Source organism: Sinomicrobium soli (assembly GCF_003285545.1).
Classification (GTDB): domain Bacteria; phylum Bacteroidota; class Bacteroidia; order Flavobacteriales; family Flavobacteriaceae; genus Sinomicrobium.
This window is the reverse complement of record NZ_QLNV01000002.1, coordinates 16,991-34,597: the sequence shown is the minus strand read 5'-3', so window position 1 is coordinate 34,597 and position 17,607 is coordinate 16,991. Positions and strand designations below refer to the sequence as shown.

The following is a 17,607-nucleotide window of genomic DNA, read 5'->3' as shown; positions in this document are numbered from 1 at the left end:
ATAAAAAGATCCGGGAGAGGGCTCGTTGATATCACCTGCAGTCACTAAGACCTACATCTCAAAAAGCTCTGCCAGTTTGGCGTCGAGGGCATCACCCCTGAGGTCCCTGGCCAGGATCTTTCCGTTCTCGTCGAGAATAAATGTGGCGGGGATGGCCCTTATGTTGTAGAGCTGCGCTATGGGGTCTTGCCAGAACTGCAGGTTGGATACGTGATGCCAGGGAAGCTGGTCTTCTGCGATGGCTTTTTCCCAGTCTTCTTTTTTCCTGTCGAGCGATACCCCTATAATGCTCAGTCCCTTGTCTTTGTATTTTTCATAGAGTTGTACCACATGAGGGTTTTCAGCCCTGCAGGGCTTGCACCATGCGGCCCAGAAATCGATGATGGTTACCTTGCCCTTGATGTCGTTCAGGGCCAGTTCTTTTCCTTCGGGGGTGGGTGCAGAGAAATCGGGGGCTATGGCACCTACGGATACCTTGGTCATGTTTTCGATCTGTTCCGTAAGTTTTTGTGCCACCTTGGTTTGCTTTACATTCTCAGAAAGCCCGGCGAGTAATTCTTTTACTTTTTCCGGGGTTTGCGACTGCGACATCAGCATTTTCTCCAGTACCAGGGCAGAGATATAGGAATCGGAATGGTTTTCCACGAATTCGAGTTCATAGGCCCCGGCTTCTTCCTGAATGTCTCCGTAGGCATCCTGTAAGGTGGCAATGGTCACGGTGTCCCTTTCCTGGGAGGCCTTCATCATCTGTTCGCGCAAGGCACCTATCTTGTCGCTGATACTGCGCGTACCGGAAATAAACTCGTAAAAATCGTCGTTGGAAGGCGTACCCCCCATTTTGGAATAGTTCAGGCTGTCTTTGTAAGCCTCTATTTCGATATCCCCGTTTTCCACGATCACGGGAACATTCCCTACCTGGTCTATGAAAAGATAGTGTATTTCAGGGCTGTCTGCCTTACCGGTAAACGTAAAGGTACCGTTGGCAACCTCGGTAGTATCCACATCTATAGGCTGGTTGTTTTCATCTGCCTTCTTCAAAAATACCTGTTTGCCGTCTTCCAGGCCGTCGGCCTTTACGGTAATGGTATAGCTGTCCTTGTTCTGCTGGTTGCAGGCGACTATAGCGGATGCTATTAAAAATAAAACGCCTAATTTTTTCATTAATCCTGAATTTATTGGTTCAGATGCAAAGTTAAAATTTCCAGCCATATAACCTCGGGCTTTAGTATAAAATTAAGGGAAACGGCGGTGAACGTCACCGTATTGCGAAAAGGGAGGTGCATTCTCACCGGGATGGGCATGGAACGGGAACGGCAGCACACCTGTCTTTATACGGGCCCGCCCTCCCGGAAAGATGGAGCCTTGTAAAAATCAGGGATTCTTCTTTTCCTTTACCGGAAGATAACGTATTTTGGCCATGTACTCAGAAATCAGACCTAAATATTTTATCATGACTGCACTGTTTGCCTCACTTTCTGACCACAGGACCGCGACAATGTTTTTCCTGCTGGTTTTCAATATGTTTTCGTATGCCCAGAGCGATTATAAGACAGCATCGGATATTGCGTATTACGGTAATAGCGTTGAGAAGGATACATATACGGAACAGCAGTGCCGGCTCGATCTGTATTATCCTGCGGGTGGGGAGAAATTCCCTACGGTAATATGGTTTCATGGCGGAGGCCTTACGGCAGGGCACCGGGAAATACCGGAAGCCCTGAAAAACAGTGGGATCGCAGTGGCCGGGGCAGGGTATCGCCTGTCGCCGAAAGTAAGATCGGAACAGTGTATCGAAGATGCGGCTGCAGCCATAACCTGGGTGTTTGAGCATATAGAAGCATACGGGGGAGACCCGGATCTCGTTTTCGTATCCGGTCATTCCGCCGGGGGGTATCTCGCCCTTATGGCCATCCTCGATAAGCATTACCTGTCATCTCACGGCATCGATGCCAATGATATAGCGGGGATCATCCCTTTCAGCGGCCAGGTAATCACACATTTTAACATCCGGAAGGAAAATGGGATAAAAGACACGCAACCCGTTATAGACCGCATGGCCCCGTTATGGCATGTCCGGGCCGATGCCCCTCCCGTATTGCTGATCACGGGAGACCGGGAAAAGGAAATGCTCGGCAGGTATGAAGAAAACGCCTATATGGCCCGGATGATGAAGATCGCAGGGCATGAGCATACCACGCTTTACGAAATGGACGGCTACGGGCATAATATGGTTTACCCGGCATTCCCGCTACTGGTTGATGAGGTCAAAAAGCAGGCTGCAAGGATCGCAAAGGATAAATAAAGCCTTTGCTACCTGGTATTCCGGTGGCGTTGGCCGGAAAGGAGTACAGGTTGTAGTTATCGCCTGAATAACCCAGTAACCTATTAACCCAATAACCCATTTTAACTACTTACAACACCAGTTCGATCTGCTCCAGTTTTTCCGTGATCTCCCTGATTTCATCTTCGGAGAGATTTTGTTCCACGGCGCCGGCATTCTGTACGGCCTGAGCTTCGTTACGTGCACCTGCGAGAGCTATGGTAATACCGGGCTGTTCCAGGGTCCACAATAGCACCAGCTGCCCCAGTGTGAGCCCTTTACTGTCGGCAAGGGGTTTTATACTGTTGAGGAAGGCATTGGTACGAACGAGGTTCTCTTCCCGGAAAAACACATTGGATGCGCGGTGGTCTCCCCCGGCAAACCGGTGCCCGGGCTTTATTTTTCCGGTAAGCAGTCCGCGCTGCATGGGGCTATAGGCCAGGATGCCCTTACCGTGTTCCTGGCAATACGGCACCACGTCCTTTTCGATATCCCGGAGCACCATGCTGTACGGCACCTGGTTGGAAGCGAGGGAAACGTATTTTTCAGCTTCGGCCATTTGTGCGGCACTGTAGTTACATACCCCTGCATAGCGTACCTTTCCCTGACGGATAAGCAGGTCTACCGCTTCCATGGTCTCCTGTATGGGAGTGGTCCTGTCGGGCCAGTGTATCTGGTATAGGTCTATATAGTCGGTGCCCAGTCTTTTCAGGCTGTCTTCACATTCTTTGATAATACTTTCCTTTCCCGCATATTTGTAAATATCGATGTCCCTGCCCGAATTGTCCTGGCTGTGCGTGGCAAAATCTCCCTTTGCGAGGTCCCATCGCATACCGAATTTGGTGAGTAGCTGTACCTTGTCCCTGGGAATGTCTTTTATGGCTTCTCCCACGATCTCTTCGCTGGTCCCCTGTCCGTAAATGGGAGCCGTATCTATGGAAGTCACCCCGGCATCGTATGACGCTTTTATGGCATTGACCGCCTCTTTTCTTTCGGTACCTCCCCACATCCATCCGCCGGCAGCCCATGCCCCGAAGGTGATTACCGACAGCTTTAATTCCGTATCTCCTAAAGTTCTGTATTTCAATTGAATAAATTTATATTGAATTATTTATAAACCATGTATTGTATGTGTTTTAAGGAACTTCTTTTTCTCCGAAGCCCCAACAAGCAACCAGTTATGAGTTCAGAATTCAGAGTTATGTAACTGCCCTGCGAATGTCTGTGACTTCGCAATTCAATGCAACTAACAACAACTAAGAACTACCAACTAAAAAACTAAAAAACTATATAAACCTGCAACCAGTCTCAGCTTTTATTTTCCTGCCGGTCATACATGATACGATAGATGGCACCGGTAACATCATCCGAAACATATAACGATCCGTCGGGCCCCTGTGCCAGTCCGCAGGGGCGGTGCAGGGCATCGCCGGGGGCCATTACGGGAGCAGTACCGGCAAAACCGTCGGCGAAGACCTCCCACTCCCCGGCGGGTTCCCCGTTCTTAAACGGTACGAAAGCCACCATATAGCCGGTTTGTTCCTCCGGGACGCGGTTCCAGGAACCGTGAAAGGCTACAAAAGCACCGTTTTTATATTTTTCGGGGAACATATCGCCGGTATAAAAAAGCAAACCGTTAGGGGCCATATGTGCGGGAAAGGCCACTTTCGGAGGAATGGCCCCTGCGCCTTTTCCTTCTTCAGGGTCTTTTTTTCCGTCGCCTCCGTATTCCGGGGCAAGTACGTATTTGCCCTGTTCCTGGTCGTAATAGACATAGGGCCATCCGGCATTATCTCCTTCTTCTATCTTATACATGACTTCGGCAGGCAGGTTGGCGGAAGCCGTGGCGTCGAAAAATTCGGGGAAAAGATCAGAGAGGTTGTCACGTCCGTGCTGCATGACATAGAGCGACTGGTCCTGGCGGTTCCAGTCGAGCCCTACTACATTCCGGAGCCCGGTGGCATACCGTTTGCCTTCGCCGTACGACTGTTTCAGTTCGTTGGCCCTGAACTGCCATATTCCCCCGGCGGAATCCAGGATAGGGCAGGGGTACATTCCGGGAGATCCCTTGGTGCGGTCTTTTTCCTGGCAGGCATTGGAATACGCGCCTATATTTACATAAATACTGCCCTTGTCGTCCAGCACGATAGATTTGGAGTTGTGCTGACCCTGGTCTATAAGTCCGTGTATTATCGTATCGGGGGCATTGGTACTTTCCGGGAGCTGGCGGTCGTTGAGCGGGTACCGGAAAACAGAAGTATTCGACGATGCGTAGAGGTAATCCCCATGCAGGGCGATGCCCGTTCCCCCGTAACTTCCGAAACCGGTCTGCCGGTCGGCGCGGCCGTCTCCGTCCTCGTCCTGGAGGATGATAATTCCGTTACCCTCGTCCGGACGTTCCAGCTTTACGATAATATCCCCGTTCCTGTTGACGGCAAGATGCCTTGCCTTGCCTATACTATCGGTAACTTTCAGGGCGGCAAAGCCTTCGGGGAGTTTTAAGGCTGCATTGTCGGGGTCGGGGAGTATCCCCTTTTCCTTTTTATTGTTGTCCGGAGCACAGGAAAGGGCCCCGAAAGCCAGCAGTACCACAGACAGACCGTACAGCGGGCGGATTCTGTAAGAAAATGATATCATAGCACGATTTTTTTGGTTGCAAGAGGTTAAGTTATAAAAAAAATTACTGATCGCCATAAGCCTGGAGTAAAATAATGGCGGAAAATGCCGTACCCGGAACTTTTCCGGCCTGTAAATCCCGAAGACCGGCATGGGGTTGCAGCATCTTTTCTTGAATGAAATAAAAAAACAGGCTTCCCGAAGCAGGAGAGCCTGTTTTTTTCTTGACGAAAGTATACTGAAAGATCTCTCTGAAAAGAAAGTCTTATTTTTTAGACTCTTCCAGCGAAACTTTACGGAATTCTTTCATGAGCTTGCTGATCTCCAGTGCGGCTTTACGCGCTCTGGTCCCTGCAGCCTTGTTTCCTTTTTCTACTTGTGCCTGGGCTTCGGTGTTGAATGACTCGATCTGGGTCTGAATGTTTTCTAATAACTTTTTCATGTGATTTATTAATTTTAAACAATGAATGGCGAAAATAAATAATTTTGAATATATCTATAGCATAGAACGCTTGTAGTTTTAGACTATTGTGGACGAAAGTGCTTTTTTTTCGATTAATAACCGTAGTTTGGCATAAATATGCAGAATACACAGATACTGACCATACAGGATTTTTTTCACTTTGATCTTTTTGCGGGATTGATGTCGGCCGGGATCATTCAGGGAATATTCCTGTTCGTATTGCTACAGTCGAAGCCCTTCAGACAACCTTTTAATAACCTGATCCTGGCAATACTTGTTTTATCCTGTACACTGATACTTACGGAGATATTCCTGGGGTATAGCGGGCTGATCGTACAGGCCCTGTTCCTGGTGGATTTTTCCGAACCTCTGGTGTTTTTGATCGGGCCGCTGATATACCTGTTGATACGGAGTATGGGCGGGACGTGGTTCAGGAAAAAGGACTGGTTACATTTTTTACCATTCCTCCTGTACTTTTTCTATCATGTGCCTTTCCTGATGGAAAGTGATGCCGTTAAGTACAATTCCTTTTTGTGGGCCTTTCACCCGGAGGTACCATTTTCCGAAGCCGACAGGAAATTTCCGTTCGACCCGATATACCTCCGGAGAAATCTGCCTTATTTTATTATACTTCATTTCGGGATCTATCTTTTGCTGGCGTATTTAAGGGTGCGGAACCTGAAAAGGGAGGAACTGGACAATCCTTATTTTTTCGGGTGGATAAGATTTTTTTTAGTTTTTTTTGTGATTACCAGCCTGTTTTACCTGGTTGTGAAGTTCAGCTATGAGAATGACCTCGGAGATCATTTTATGGCTGTTTTTATAACGGCCTGGTTATTTTTCTTCAGTTATAAAATGCTTACGGATTCCGGTTTTTTCCAGCCGGTAGTCAGGTTGAAATACGAGAGGTCCGGTTTAGATGACCGGAACAAGCAGGACATCCTCGAGAAATTAGAAGGGCTGGAACAAACGGAATTTTACACTGCAGAAACACTGAGCCTGGCAAAGCTGGCGAAGCAACTGGGGGCCACTCCTCATCATTTGTCGCAGGTACTCAACGAGGCCCTTGGCAAAACGTATTTTGAATATATAGCGGATCTCAGGATCAGAAAAGCCCGGGAAATGCTGTCGGACCCCGCCACCTGGCATTTTAAGATCGAAGAAATCGCCGAAAGGAGCGGTTACCTGTCAAAGTCGGCCTTCACTACGGCCTTTAAGAAAATGACGGGTACCACTCCCGGGGCATTCAGGAAATCTGCCGAAAACAAAAGTTCTCGCTTATAAAACAGTACTTCTATCCGGCCGGAACATTCGCTGTAACCGGCCTTGCCGCTCTTTCTTTGTCGCAAAAGAAACATGATGCAGACAAAGATAAGACGTTACGAGTTCGACTGGTTAAGGGTGCTGGCCTTTACCTTACTTGTGTTTTTTCATACCGGAATGCTGTTTGTGAGCTGGGAATGGCATATTAAGAACAACGAAATAAGCGATGGCATCGAATGGCCCATGATCTTTCTCAGTCAATGGAGGATGCCCCTTATTTTCCTGATCTCGGGAGTAGGGGTGTATTATGCTTTGGATTTCCGAAGCCCGAGGGTTTTTCTGCAGGACAGGTTCAGGAGGATACTGCTCCCCCTGCTTGCGGGAATCTTCCTGGTGGTTGCACCACAGGTTTATTTCGAACGGATGGCCCAGGGAGCAGAAGATCATTACTTCTCATTTTTTATGACCTTTCTGGAATTTGAGCCATATCCGGACGGTAATTTCAGTTGGCATCACTTGTGGTTCCTGACGTATATACTGGTTTACAGTGTTTTATTGCTCCCGCTGTTGTTTGTGATAAAGCGAAGGACGTTCCGCTTCGAACGGACCAGGGGCTGGATGTTACTCCTGTTGCCCGGATTGTGGCTGGGTATGGGCGAAAGCTTGTTAAAACCCCTGTTTCCCATCAGCGGCGCTTTTTATAACGACTGGGCTGCACATTATCTTTATGTCAGTATTTTTATTTTCGGTTTTTTAATAGTCTCCTCTGCCCGCCTGCAGGAAAAGATCAGGCAGACCTGCCGTTACAGCCTGGCCCTGGCCCTGATTGCGGTTGTCCTGCTCTACGGGTTATTCTGGTTTTCCTCTACAGGATGGGAATACCTCGGGAGCACAACATACTATTACCTGGTTTCCATAAACCGCTGGTGCTGGATGATGGCCATTCTCGGGTTTTCCCTCCGGTACCTGAAGGCCAATACGCCTTATCTCAGGATGTTGAACGAACTGGTTTATCCTTTCTATATCCTTCACCAGACGGTTATTGTCGTTCTGGGATACTACATCAGGGACCTTTCATGGCCGATCCTCACAAAATTCTGCTTTGTGGCCATCTTTACGTTTGTCAGCTGCTTTGTGCTGATCCGTTTTGTTATTATGAAAGTTAATTTTCTTCGTATTCCCTTCGGGATGAAAGCGCTGAAAAAAGAGAGATGAGTTTTTAGTTCTTAGTTGTTAGTTCTTAGTTGTTAGTTTGTTAGTGTGATCAAATTCAAAATTCAGAATTTATAATATCCCTGACAGCAACCGTCACTCAGATTTCATTTCTCCCGGGGTGATATACATTTCCCTGGAGAAAGGCTTCTTTCTGATCCCCTTCATCCGGCTCGCTTCTTCCGGTTGGGCAGCGCTTCTTGCCTGTAATCCGGAGATATCCTGTAATGCTGTGGCCAGCAATGCTTCGTCAGTATCTCCGAATGGCCTGATATCGTCCCAGTAGTTGTATTCGAATACCGGTATATCGGGAGTAAAACCATGCGTGTAATCGCTTTCCCCGTCCTTGTTGTAGATGGTAAAGGTGATGGGCTGCATGGCATACAAATGGTTCGGGTTTACGTCCTTATAATCAAAAGTGGGGGAGTCGAACAGTGTAAAGGACCCTACATTTTTACCATAGGTGGTATCGCCTACAACGACGACCTCCATATACGGGCGGAGCCCGTTAATGATCATTTCACTGGCCGAAGCGGTAGCTGCACTGGTCAGTACGTAGAGCCTGCTGAGGGAAGAAATACGGTTGATCTCTATTTTATCCCCGGTGTCATTCCCCGAACTCTTATCAAATATCCTGGCTTTGTCGGCAAAAGTATCCGTTGTGTTCTCCCCGGTATTTTTGGTGTTGAATATCGATTCGGCAAAAACATCCGAAGCAGACGCCTTGCCATAGATCATGCTGGCCAGGTAGGTACAGGTCTCTACCGATCCGCCGCCGTTATAGCGCAGGTCGAGTACGAGTTCGTCTATATTTTCACCCTTGAAATCTTCGAATATATCATTTAGTTCGCCGTTATAGGTATTTCTGAAACCGTTATACACCAGGTATCCTATTTTTTTGTTGTTATACGATATAACTTCACTGTGATGTACCGGGTTTTCCAGGACGGTACGGGTGTTCAGTATCTGGGTGTTCCCGGTAGGGGTAATCACATTGTCTTCCACGGTGGCGAACCCGAGTTTTATGGAGGTATTGTTGTAAAAGTTGTTGACCACCTGGTAGTTCGACGTATTGAGTTCTACGTCGTCTACCTTGTATATGATATCGCCCCTTTTTATTCCAGCCTCGGAGGCGGGAGAGTTGGGGATCACATAACCTACATACATGATCACGGCATCGTCATCCTGGTACGCCTTGACGAGGTCCCCGATCTCAAACCCGAACGATTCGCTTTCTCCCCGGAACGACCCCAGCAGTACCTCGTAGTCGTCTACGATCCAGGAAAAGCGGTCTATCTCGTCTTTCCGGTACAGCAGGTCTTCGAAGAGAGCTTCCGGACTGTTGTGTGTGTTCAGGAAATCTTCATAAGCTTTATTGGACGCAAACCTGCCGTCTCCGAGGTTCTCCACATCTTCCTGCCAGAAATACCATTCATTGAGCCCCTTCCATACGAAATCCTGGATTTCATATTCTTCGGAAGGATGGGGGATAAAGGTTTCATCATCATTATCAGAACAACTCCACAGGACCATGCCGGTTAAGAGGAAGTAAAAAAACTTTTTCATAGGTTTGTGTTTTGGGTATGGCCCCCGGATATAGTCAAAAGATCCGGTTGTTTCGGTTGAAATAACGGGCGGTTACCGTGATATGTAACGTTAAAATTACTGTAATTATTGGCTTTTAAAAATTTTTTGTAACATTTTTTAAGCTTGTTCGTCTCCCTTTTGAGAACCCCGGAAAGCCCGCCCGGAAAGCTTCCGGAGGCAGCCCGGGCAGGCAGAATGGTAAAAACGGTTTTCACAGGCACAGAAAGACTAATCGATGAAAAATGAAACAGGCAGAGTTTTTGCATACGGTAATGCCCTTTAAGGACAAGTTGTTCCGGCTGGCCAAACGATTGCTGACCTCTACCGAGGAAGCGGAGGACGCGTTACAGGAGGTATTGCTGAAACTCTGGGTAAATAAGGGCAAGATAACCGCTTACCGCAGTGTGGAAGCCTTTGCGGTGACCACAACCAGGAATTACTGCCTCGACCGGCTTCGCTCCAAACAGGCCTCGAACCTGAAGCTGGCACACAGCAATTATACGGATGAGGCGAGCTCGCTGCAACGGCAGGTGGAGGCCAGGGACAGTGTGTCCCTGATGCACAAGATCATGCAGGGACTGCCTGAACAGCAGAAAATGGTATTGCAGCTCAGGGACGTGGAGCAGTATGAATTTGAAGAAATAGGGGATATGCTGGAAATGAATCCCGCTTCGGTAAGGGTAGCGCTCTCCAGGGCGAGGAAGGCTGTACGGGAAGAACTGATTAAAAAACACAATTATGGAGTTGGATAACATAGAACGGTACCTGGAAAAGTACTTTGAGGGAAGCAGCAGCATAGCTGAAGAAAAGGCCTTGCAGGATTATTTTGCCGGGGCGGAAGAGCATATCGCACCTCACCTCCGGGAGTACGCTCCCGTGTTCCGGTATTTTTCCCGGAGCAGGGACGAAACTTCCACAAGGGAGATCAGGATTGGCACGGGAAGACGTAAAAAACACGTGTACGGCTGGCTGTCGGCAGCTGCTGTGGTAGCCATCGCCGCGGGGATATGGTTTTCCGGGTATACTTCCAGGGATAAGGAAGCGGAAGCCAGGCTGGCTTATGAAGAGACCGTACAGGCGTTGTACATGATCGGTGAGAACCTGAACAAGGGTACGGCCAGGATGGAATACCTCGAAGAGTTCGACCAGACAAAAAAGCGTATTTTGCCGGAACGGGAGTTGCAGTAGTGCCTGGCTATCGCCGGAATAACAGATTATAAAACACAGTAAAAAAGGATAAAAAATTATGAAAAAGAACAGGAATTTTGCCGGACTTCCGGGAGTGGTGGCCGGCAAAAAAGATACAGGAGCCAAAGTTGGAAAAGGAAAGACATTTCCATATGCCTGGATAACGGGAGTGTGTTTGCTCCTCATGCCGGTATTCGGTTTTTCCCAATCCATATTCGATCGTTTTGAAGCGATGGACGATGTGACTACCGTGGTGGTCAACCAGAACATGTTCAAGCTGTTTTCCAGGATACAGGCAGACGATCCGGAGGCCGTAGCGTTTATGGATATGGTGAAGTCGCTTAAAAACCTCAAGGTGTTTACTACGGAAGACAAGGATATCTCCGAAGAAATGAGATCGACGATGGACGGATATATCAAAAAGGAAGACCTGGAAGAGCTCATGCGGGTGAAGGATAAGGAGTCTAATGTAAAGTTCTATATCCGTCCCGGTAAGGATGCGGACCACGTCAGTGAATTGCTGATGTTTGTTTCCGGGATCAAGGATGTTGATGTAAACGGCAGGAAGTTTGAAACGGTATTGTTGTCACTCACCGGTGATATAGACCTGAACAAGATCAGCCTGCTTACACAGAAGATGAACCTTCCTTCGGAACTCGGCGAGGCCGGTGGGAAATAAGGGCTTAATTTAAATATAATCTCATGAAGATAAGTATAGATAAAGTAGTGTATGCCGGGGCGGTATTGGGGTTTTTTGCCCTGATGGTTGCTGGTTGCGGCAAGAAAGAGAGTTTGCAGCAGTATTATGTAAACAGTGCAGAAAAAGAGGGGTTTATCAACCTCGAACTTCCTGCCGGGATGCTGGATGTATCGAAACTGGAACTGACCCCGGAGCAGAAGGAAGCCTATACATCCATTAAAAAACTGAATGTACTGGCCTTGCCGGTAACCGCTGAAAACGAGGCCGTGTTCCGGGAGGAAAAGGAAAAGATAAATACTATCCTTGCCGATGACAACTTCGAGGAGCTGTTCCGTTTATCTGACAAAGATAAAAGAGCCGTGCTCAAATACCTCGGAGATGAAGAAGCCATAGACGAGGTGGTGTTTTTCGGGGCTGATGACGAAAGAGGGTTTGTACTGGTGCGCATACTGGGAAAAGACATGAGCCCGGAGCGCATGGTAGAGTTCGTCAAACTCATGGAAAATTCCGATATTGACGAAGGACAACTGGGAAGCCTCAAGGAGCTTCTGGGAAGCTGACTATAGAAATACGGGGATATCCGGATGATAAAAAACGAAAAAGAGACCGCATTAAGAAACGGTCTCTTTTCATTTTTCGATAATGTCATTTATGTTTTTGTCCGGCAGACTTATATCCCGGTATAACTGGCCGGTGAGATCTTCTTGAGCTCACTTTTTACGGCATCGGAAACATCGAGGGTGTCTATAAACCCTGCGATGGATTCCCTGTTTATCTTTTCATTGGTCCGGGTGAGTCCCTTGAGGGCCTCATACGGATTGGGATATCCTTCTCTTCTCAGGATGGTCTGTATGGCTTCTGCGACTACGGCCCAGTTGTTTTCCAGGTCTGCTTCGAATTTTTCCTGGTTGAGAAGCAGCTTGTTCAGCCCCTTGAGGGTAGATAGCAGTCCAATCACCGTATGCCCGAAAGGTACGCCTATGTTACGCAGTACGGTGCTGTCGGTAAGGTCGCGCTGTAACCGCGACAGCGGCAGCTTGGCGGCGAGATGTTCGAATACGGCATTGGCGATGCCCAGGTTGCCTTCCGAATTTTCGAAGTCTATCGGGTTTACCTTGTGCGGCATGGCCGAGGAACCGACTTCTCCCGCTTTTATTTTCTGTTTGAAATAATCCATAGAGATATACGTCCATATATCCCTGTCCAGGTCGATGAGTATGGTATTTATCCTCTTTACGGCATCAAACAGTGCGGCGATATGGTCGTAATGTTCAATCTGGGTGGTGGGGAAGGAATGATGGAGGCCGAGGACCTCTTCCACGAAATTCGTCCCGAATGCTTTCCAGTCTGTTTCCGGGTAGGCGACGTGGTGCGCGTTGTAATTACCCGTAGCTCCCCCGAATTTGGCGGCATGAGGAACTTTTTCCAGTACGGAAAGCTGTTCTTCTATACGGGTAACGAACACCTGTATTTCCTTACCCAGGCGGGTAGGTGAGGCCGGTTGGCCGTGAGTACGGGCCAGCATGGGAATATCTGCCCATTCGGTAGCCAGGGCCTTCAGCTTGCCGGTAACCTGTTTTAAACAGGGAAAATACACTTCGGAAACGGCTTCCTTCAGTGACAACGGCACGGAAGTGTTATTGATATCCTGGGAAGTGAGCCCGAAGTGTATGAATTCCTTGTATTCCGACAGCCCGAGGGTGTCGAATTTCTGTTTTATAAAATACTCCACCGCTTTCACATCGTGATTGGTGGTCTTTTCAATCTCTTTTACAGCCTGTGCATCTTCAGCCGAAAACGCCGTATAGATGGTTTTCAGGTCCCCGAAAAGTGCTTTGTCGAATTCCTTTAACTGGGGCAGGGGAATATTGCACAACGCTATGAAATATTCGATCTCTACCCTTACCCGGTACCTGATCAGGGCCTCTTCAGAAAAGAAGGGGGCGAGGTCACGGGTTTTATTTCTGTACCTCCCGTCTATGGGAGAAATGGCGTTTAGTTCGGTGAGTTGCATTGTCTTAGACTGTAAAAGAGATTGGTTTTTGTAAAATACTATGGACTACAGGAAAATAATGATCCCGAGCCTTACGTCGTTGAGATTGAGCCCTATTCCGTAATTGTCGGAATCTTCCCCTTCATTGTCATAACCGAAACGGCCTACGGTAGCATCAAAGGCGATGCTCTCGTTGAGCCTGTAGGTTAAACCGGGACGTACGTTGATCCCCCAGGCAAATGTGTCGTCTGCGCTGTCTTTGGCCCATCCGAGCCTTACGTCACCTTGTGCGAAAGGCATCAGTTTGGACTGGGGAAACCAGTACTTTCTGGCATAAGGAATAACGCCGTAGAATTCTTTTTTTTCACTGTTTATTTTGGTCTGTTCATAACCGGCGCTGAGCCCGACCGCTATGTCGTTTTCAAGAAAAACACCGACAGAGGGCAGTAAGGAGAAGTCGGTTCTTTCTGAGCTACCGGTCTTATCCTTCTCGAATCCGAAAGACCCTCCTATCAGCCATTTTCCCTTAAGGGGTTCCTGGTCTTCCTGTGCAAACAATCCTGCGCAGCTAAACAGTGCTACAGCTGCAAATAAAACTAACTTCTTCATAATAAAACTGATTTAAGTGTTATCTGTGCAAAAATAAGATTTATCGCTGTTCCGGGTAATATCTTTTCCGTTAAAATCTCCGGAATCACCGTTGTAACATCTGTTTTTACCGACGAACGCATGGCGATAAAGTTTATAGATAACTCAATTTTCCCTCAAATATTTTTTCTCGGCATAAAAAGTCCCGAAAGGCAGGAGGGCAGCGACAAACAATATGGCAAAGCGCTTCAGGCCCCATGACTTTTCCAGGCATACCACAACAGCCAGTATGACATATAGTATAAATAATATGCCGTGGGCATAACCTACCGCCATATTGGTCGTGGCATGGTCTGCCAGGTACTTCAGGGGCATTCCGACAAAGAAGAGCAGCAGGTATGATATACCTTCGAGAATGGCTGTGATACGAAAACTTTTAAGCATGACCGGGTTTTTAAAAAGGCTTCCGCAAACCAAACGGATTGCGGAAGCCATAACTGTACATTATGTTTTTTAACCTCAGAGGTGGATCACTTCGTCATAGGCATCGGCAACGGCTTCCATCACAGCCTCACTCATGGTGGGGTGCGGGTGTACGGCCTTGAGCACTTCATGACCGGTAGTCTCGAGTTTTCTCGCTACCACGGCCTCGGCGATCATATCGGTAACGCCGGCACCGATCATGTGACAACCGAGCCATTCGCCGTATTTGGCATCGAAGATCACTTTTACAAAACCGTCGGCATTACCACTGGCTTTTGCCTTACCGGATGCGGAAAAAGGAAATTTGCCTACCTTGATATCGTATCCTTTTTCTTTGGCCTGTTTTTCGGTAAGCCCCACGGAAGCCACCTCGGGCATACAGTAGGTACATCCCGGGATATTGCCGTAATCGAGGGGTTCTACATGCATGCCGGCTATTTTTTCCACACACAGTATCCCTTCGGCAGAGGCCACGTGTGCCAGCGCCTGTCCGGGAGTAACGTCACCTATAGCGTAGTAACCGGGGATATTGGTCTGGTAGTAATCGTTTACCAGTATCTTGTCGCGGTCAGTGGCAATACCTACATCTTCGAGGCCTATGCTTTCTATATTGGTTTTGATCCCTACTGCAGAGAGTACGATGTCGGCTTCCAGTACTTCTTCCCCTTTTTTGGTTTTTACGGTAGCTTTTACACCTTTACCGGAAGTATCCACCTTGGTCACTTCTGCAGAGGTCATGATCTTGACCCCGGCTTTTTTGAAGCTTCTTTCCAGTTGTTTGGACACTTCTTCGTCTTCTACCGGAACGATGTTCGGCAAATATTCTACTACGGTCACTTCGGTGCCAATGGCATTGTAGAAGTAGGCAAACTCAATACCGATGGCTCCGGAACCTACCACGATAAGCTTTTTGGGCTGTTCCGGAAGGCTCATGGCCTCGCGGTAGCCGATCACTTTTTTGCCGTCCTGCGGCAGGCTCGGCAATTCCCTGGAACGCGCCCCGGTAGCAATGATGATGTGGTCTGCCTGGTACTCGGTTTTCTTGTTGTCACTCCCGGTTACTTCTACTTTTTTGCCCGGTTTTACCTTACCGTAACCATTGATAACATCTATTTTATTCTTTTTCATCAGGAACTGGACTCCCTTGCTCATGCCTTCGGCTACATTCCTGCTTCTTTTTATTACGGCACCGAAATCCTTGTCGTATTCCTTAACACTCAGTCCGTAGTCTTCCGCATGTTTGAGGTATTCGAATACCTGTGCACTTTTAAGCAGGGCCTTGGTGGGGATACATCCCCAGTTAAGACATACGCCCCCCAGGTTTTCCTTTTCTACAATAGCCGTCTTAAAGCCCAACTGAGAGGCCCTGATAGCAGTAACATATCCTCCGGGGCCGCTGCCCACAACTATGATATCGTATTTGCTCATTTGTAATGTTTTTTTGACCGAAAAAATTCGGTTACGAAGGTACGCAATTAGTTTTAAATTCGGGAATGGCCCGGTCATATAATGAAGGGTTTTACAGGGAGGGATCACCTGTTTGTGATCCCGTACTGCCGGACGCGGATCATTTTATGGCTGGCGGAAATGCGATCAGCTTTTTCCCGGGATGAGTTTAACGATCCCCCTGCCTTCTACGGCAGCATAGATATACCCGTCCGGACCCTGCCTGACATCACGTACACGCCCGATACCCGGCAGCAGTTTTTCGCGGTATATCACTTTGCTGCCGTCCAGTTCCAGGCGTTCGAGGTATTGAAAAGCCAGGGACCCCGCCAGTAGATTGCCCTTCCAGCCGGGATAGATATCGGAAGTGACAAAGGCCATTCCGCTGGGGGCGATGGAGGGTACCCAGTAATAAAGGGGCTGTTCCATGCCTTCCTTTTCCGTCAGGTCCGTGATGGAGGTGCCGCTGTAATTTACCCCGTAGGTGATTACGGGCCAGCCGTAATTGGCTCCCTTTTTCACCACATTGATCTCATCGCCGCCTTTCGGTCCGTGTTCATGTACCCATACCTGTCCCGTTTCGGGGTGGATGACCATGCCCTGCGGGTTCCGGTGACCATAACTGTATATGGCCTGCCTGGCTTCCGGGTCTCCGGCAAACGGATTTCCGTCCGGGATGGTGCCGTCGTCCTGCAACCGGTATACCTTACCCCCGTCACGGGTAATATCCTGCGGATTCACATCGCGCGCTCCCCGTTCTCCAATGGAGAAGTAGAGGAACCCTTCGCTGTCAAATACCATCCTGGACCCGAAATGATGCGAGGTTTCCGTATTGGGCGAAGCCTTGTACAGCACCTGCTTTTCCGTGAGTGTATTGTCTTTGATCTTCGTCCTCATAATGGCTGTATGCGCCCCTTTTTCACTTCCTTCGGGAGAAGAGTAGGAGAGGTAGATCCACCCGTTTTTTTCGTATAGGGGATGCAGTACAATATCCATGAGCCCGCCCTGCCCCCTGGCATAAACTTCGGGCACGCCCTTTATTTCCGTTTTCTGCCCGTCCCTGATCCGGTAGATCTTGCCCGACCTTTCGGTAACGAGCATATCGCCGTCGGGGAGAAAGGCTATGCCCCACGGGGTCTGTATACCTTCTGCCACGGTTTCTATTTCGTAATTGATCTCTTCCGGTTCGTGTATTCCCGGATCTCTTTTCTGTGCACATGCCATCAGGGAAAGCACCAGTAACAGTAGTGTGTGGATTTTTTTCAGGGGGTACATCACAATGTTCGTTTTAAAGTTTTTTAAACAGATTATCAAGCATCCCGTACGGGATGTTACAATTTACGAACTTTTGGAAGTTCTGATCGTCGTAAAATATTTTTTTAAGGAAAAAATCCTATATTTGCAGCCTTATTTCCTTTTAGGGAATATATTCGGGGTGTAGCGCAGCCCGGTAGCGCGCGTCGTTCGGGACGACGAGGTCGTAGGTTCGAATCCTGTCACCCCGACCATTTAAAAATCAACAACTTAAGTTTTAGTGAAAGCGGTATTTCAATAGATTTACCGCTTTTTTTACGTGTTGTTTTAACTTCTTTTACCACTTTTGATTGCAAATCCATTGCAAAAAATGATAAGCGCGGAAATCATACTGGACAAAAGATACAAAACAAAAAAAAGGATACCCGGTAAAAATACGAGTTCATGAGAATATGGATTGGGGAATCACTGAAATTGAAATTAGGGGAGATACC

17 protein-coding genes and 1 tRNA gene are annotated in these 17,607 nt (G+C 48.1%); 8 read left to right on the top strand and 10 right to left on the bottom strand.

Annotated elements, in window-relative coordinates; all coding sequences use genetic code 11:
• Positions 1–51 precede the first annotated feature (51 nt).
• Positions 52–1,161, bottom strand: coding sequence for a TlpA disulfide reductase family protein (locus tag DN748_RS02190; RefSeq protein ID WP_112370135.1), 1,110 nt, complete (start codon positions 1,159–1,161; stop codon positions 52–54).
• Positions 1,162–1,450: 289 nt separating this feature from the next.
• Between DN748_RS02190 and DN748_RS02185 the strand changes: the two genes are divergently transcribed.
• Positions 1,451–2,302: an alpha/beta hydrolase gene (locus DN748_RS02185; RefSeq protein ID WP_236636756.1), complete on the top strand. Its 852-nt coding sequence runs from the start codon at positions 1,451–1,453 to the stop codon at positions 2,300–2,302.
• Positions 2,303–2,411: 109 nt separating this feature from the next.
• Here the strand turns inward: DN748_RS02185 and DN748_RS02180 are convergent, their stop codons facing one another.
• The 3 genes from DN748_RS02180 to DN748_RS02170 all read right to left on the bottom strand — a co-directional run bounded on the left by DN748_RS02180 (position 2,412) and on the right by DN748_RS02170 (position 5,378).
• On the bottom strand, positions 2,412–3,407 hold the full coding sequence (locus DN748_RS02180; protein ID WP_112370134.1) for an aldo/keto reductase: 996 nt from the start codon (positions 3,405–3,407) through the stop codon (positions 2,412–2,414).
• Between the two features lie 221 nt (positions 3,408–3,628).
• Positions 3,629–4,957 carry a PQQ-dependent sugar dehydrogenase gene (locus DN748_RS02175; RefSeq protein ID WP_112370443.1) on the bottom strand — a complete coding sequence of 443 codons (1,329 nt, stop codon included), beginning with the start codon at positions 4,955–4,957 and terminating at the stop codon, positions 3,629–3,631.
• A gap of 244 nt (positions 4,958–5,201) precedes the next feature.
• On the bottom strand, positions 5,202–5,378 hold the full coding sequence (locus tag DN748_RS02170; RefSeq protein WP_112370133.1) for a histone H1: 177 nt from the start codon (positions 5,376–5,378) through the stop codon (positions 5,202–5,204).
• Between the two features lie 138 nt (positions 5,379–5,516).
• On the opposite strand from DN748_RS02170, the gene DN748_RS02165 reads away from it, so the two are divergent.
• Both DN748_RS02165 and DN748_RS02160 read left to right on the top strand, forming a co-directional pair.
• Positions 5,517–6,683, top strand: a complete 1,167-nt coding sequence (locus tag DN748_RS02165) for a helix-turn-helix domain-containing protein (protein WP_112370132.1) — start codon at positions 5,517–5,519, stop codon at positions 6,681–6,683.
• Between the two features lie 72 nt (positions 6,684–6,755).
• Positions 6,756–7,877, top strand: coding sequence for an acyltransferase family protein (locus DN748_RS02160; RefSeq protein WP_112370131.1), 1,122 nt, complete (start codon positions 6,756–6,758; stop codon positions 7,875–7,877).
• 93 nt (positions 7,878–7,970) lie between these two features.
• Here DN748_RS02160 and DN748_RS02155 read toward each other — a convergent pair whose 3' ends face one another.
• Positions 7,971–9,440: a S41 family peptidase gene (locus DN748_RS02155; RefSeq protein WP_112370130.1), complete on the bottom strand. Its 1,470-nt coding sequence runs from the start codon at positions 9,438–9,440 to the stop codon at positions 7,971–7,973.
• 263 nt (positions 9,441–9,703) lie between these two features.
• On the opposite strand from DN748_RS02155, the gene DN748_RS02145 reads away from it, so the two are divergent.
• The 4 genes from DN748_RS02145 to DN748_RS02130 all read left to right on the top strand — a co-directional run bounded on the left by DN748_RS02145 (position 9,704) and on the right by DN748_RS02130 (position 11,909).
• Complete coding sequence (locus DN748_RS02145) at positions 9,704–10,213, top strand: RNA polymerase sigma factor (RefSeq protein WP_112370128.1); 510 nt, start codon at positions 9,704–9,706, stop codon at positions 10,211–10,213.
• Positions 10,200–10,649 (top strand): hypothetical protein, encoded by a 450-nt coding sequence (locus DN748_RS02140; RefSeq protein ID WP_112370127.1) that lies wholly within the window; start codon positions 10,200–10,202, stop codon positions 10,647–10,649. Before DN748_RS02145 ends, DN748_RS02140 begins: the two co-directional genes overlap by 14 nt.
• A gap of 184 nt (positions 10,650–10,833) precedes the next feature.
• Entirely contained in the window at positions 10,834–11,328 is a 495-nt protein-coding gene (locus DN748_RS02135; RefSeq protein WP_236636778.1) for a DUF4252 domain-containing protein, read from the top strand.
• Positions 11,329–11,351: 23 nt separating this feature from the next.
• Complete coding sequence (locus DN748_RS02130; protein ID WP_112370125.1) at positions 11,352–11,909, top strand: DUF4252 domain-containing protein; 558 nt, start codon at positions 11,352–11,354, stop codon at positions 11,907–11,909.
• 110 nt (positions 11,910–12,019) lie between these two features.
• Here DN748_RS02130 and purB read toward each other — a convergent pair whose 3' ends face one another.
• From purB to DN748_RS02105, 5 genes are all read right to left on the bottom strand, one after another.
• Entirely contained in the window at positions 12,020–13,363 is a 1,344-nt protein-coding gene (purB, locus tag DN748_RS02125) for an adenylosuccinate lyase (protein ID WP_112370124.1), read from the bottom strand.
• Between the two features lie 45 nt (positions 13,364–13,408).
• Positions 13,409–13,951: an outer membrane beta-barrel protein gene (locus DN748_RS02120; protein ID WP_112370123.1), complete on the bottom strand. Its 543-nt coding sequence runs from the start codon at positions 13,949–13,951 to the stop codon at positions 13,409–13,411.
• A 144-nt stretch (positions 13,952–14,095) separates the two neighbouring features.
• Positions 14,096–14,374, bottom strand: a complete 279-nt coding sequence (locus DN748_RS02115) for a DUF3817 domain-containing protein (RefSeq protein ID WP_112370442.1) — start codon at positions 14,372–14,374, stop codon at positions 14,096–14,098.
• Between the two features lie 75 nt (positions 14,375–14,449).
• Complete coding sequence (lpdA, locus tag DN748_RS02110) at positions 14,450–15,841, bottom strand: dihydrolipoyl dehydrogenase (RefSeq protein WP_112370122.1); 1,392 nt, start codon at positions 15,839–15,841, stop codon at positions 14,450–14,452.
• Positions 15,842–16,006: 165 nt separating this feature from the next.
• Complete coding sequence (locus tag DN748_RS02105; RefSeq protein WP_112370121.1) at positions 16,007–17,134, bottom strand: PQQ-dependent sugar dehydrogenase; 1,128 nt, start codon at positions 17,132–17,134, stop codon at positions 16,007–16,009.
• Between the two features lie 156 nt (positions 17,135–17,290).
• Here DN748_RS02105 and DN748_RS02100 point away from each other — a divergent pair.
• Positions 17,291–17,367: transfer RNA gene (locus DN748_RS02100), tRNA-Pro, on the top strand.
• Positions 17,368–17,607 lie beyond the last annotated feature (240 nt).

Bases quoted from the DNA above. Each gene is read 5' to 3' on its own strand.
- DN748_RS02145 (WP_112370128.1), top strand. From the start codon at position 9,704: ATGAAACAGGCAGAGTTTTTGCATACGGTAATGCCCTTTAAGGACAAG.
- DN748_RS02135 (WP_236636778.1), top strand. From the start codon at position 10,834: ATGCCGGTATTCGGTTTTTCCCAATCCATATTCGATCGTTTTGAAGCG.
- DN748_RS02130 (WP_112370125.1), top strand. From the start codon at position 11,352: ATGAAGATAAGTATAGATAAAGTAGTGTATGCCGGGGCGGTATTGGGG.
- DN748_RS02190 (WP_112370135.1), bottom strand. From the start codon at position 1,161: ATGAAAAAATTAGGCGTTTTATTTTTAATAGCATCCGCTATAGTCGCC.
- DN748_RS02175 (WP_112370443.1), bottom strand. From the start codon at position 4,957: ATGATATCATTTTCTTACAGAATCCGCCCGCTGTACGGTCTGTCTGTG.
- DN748_RS02165 (WP_112370132.1), top strand. From the start codon at position 5,517: ATGCAGAATACACAGATACTGACCATACAGGATTTTTTTCACTTTGAT.
- lpdA (WP_112370122.1), bottom strand. From the start codon at position 15,841: ATGAGCAAATACGATATCATAGTTGTGGGCAGCGGCCCCGGAGGATAT.
- DN748_RS02105 (WP_112370121.1), bottom strand. From the start codon at position 17,134: ATGTACCCCCTGAAAAAAATCCACACACTACTGTTACTGGTGCTTTCC.
- DN748_RS02115 (WP_112370442.1), bottom strand. From the start codon at position 14,374: ATGCTTAAAAGTTTTCGTATCACAGCCATTCTCGAAGGTATATCATAC.
- DN748_RS02185 (WP_236636756.1), top strand. From the start codon at position 1,451: ATGACTGCACTGTTTGCCTCACTTTCTGACCACAGGACCGCGACAATG.
- DN748_RS02155 (WP_112370130.1), bottom strand. From the start codon at position 9,440: ATGAAAAAGTTTTTTTACTTCCTCTTAACCGGCATGGTCCTGTGGAGT.
- DN748_RS02170 (WP_112370133.1), bottom strand. From the start codon at position 5,378: ATGAAAAAGTTATTAGAAAACATTCAGACCCAGATCGAGTCATTCAAC.
- DN748_RS02140 (WP_112370127.1), top strand. From the start codon at position 10,200: ATGGAGTTGGATAACATAGAACGGTACCTGGAAAAGTACTTTGAGGGA.
- DN748_RS02120 (WP_112370123.1), bottom strand. From the start codon at position 13,951: ATGAAGAAGTTAGTTTTATTTGCAGCTGTAGCACTGTTTAGCTGCGCA.
- DN748_RS02160 (WP_112370131.1), top strand. From the start codon at position 6,756: ATGATGCAGACAAAGATAAGACGTTACGAGTTCGACTGGTTAAGGGTG.
- purB (WP_112370124.1), bottom strand. From the start codon at position 13,363: ATGCAACTCACCGAACTAAACGCCATTTCTCCCATAGACGGGAGGTAC.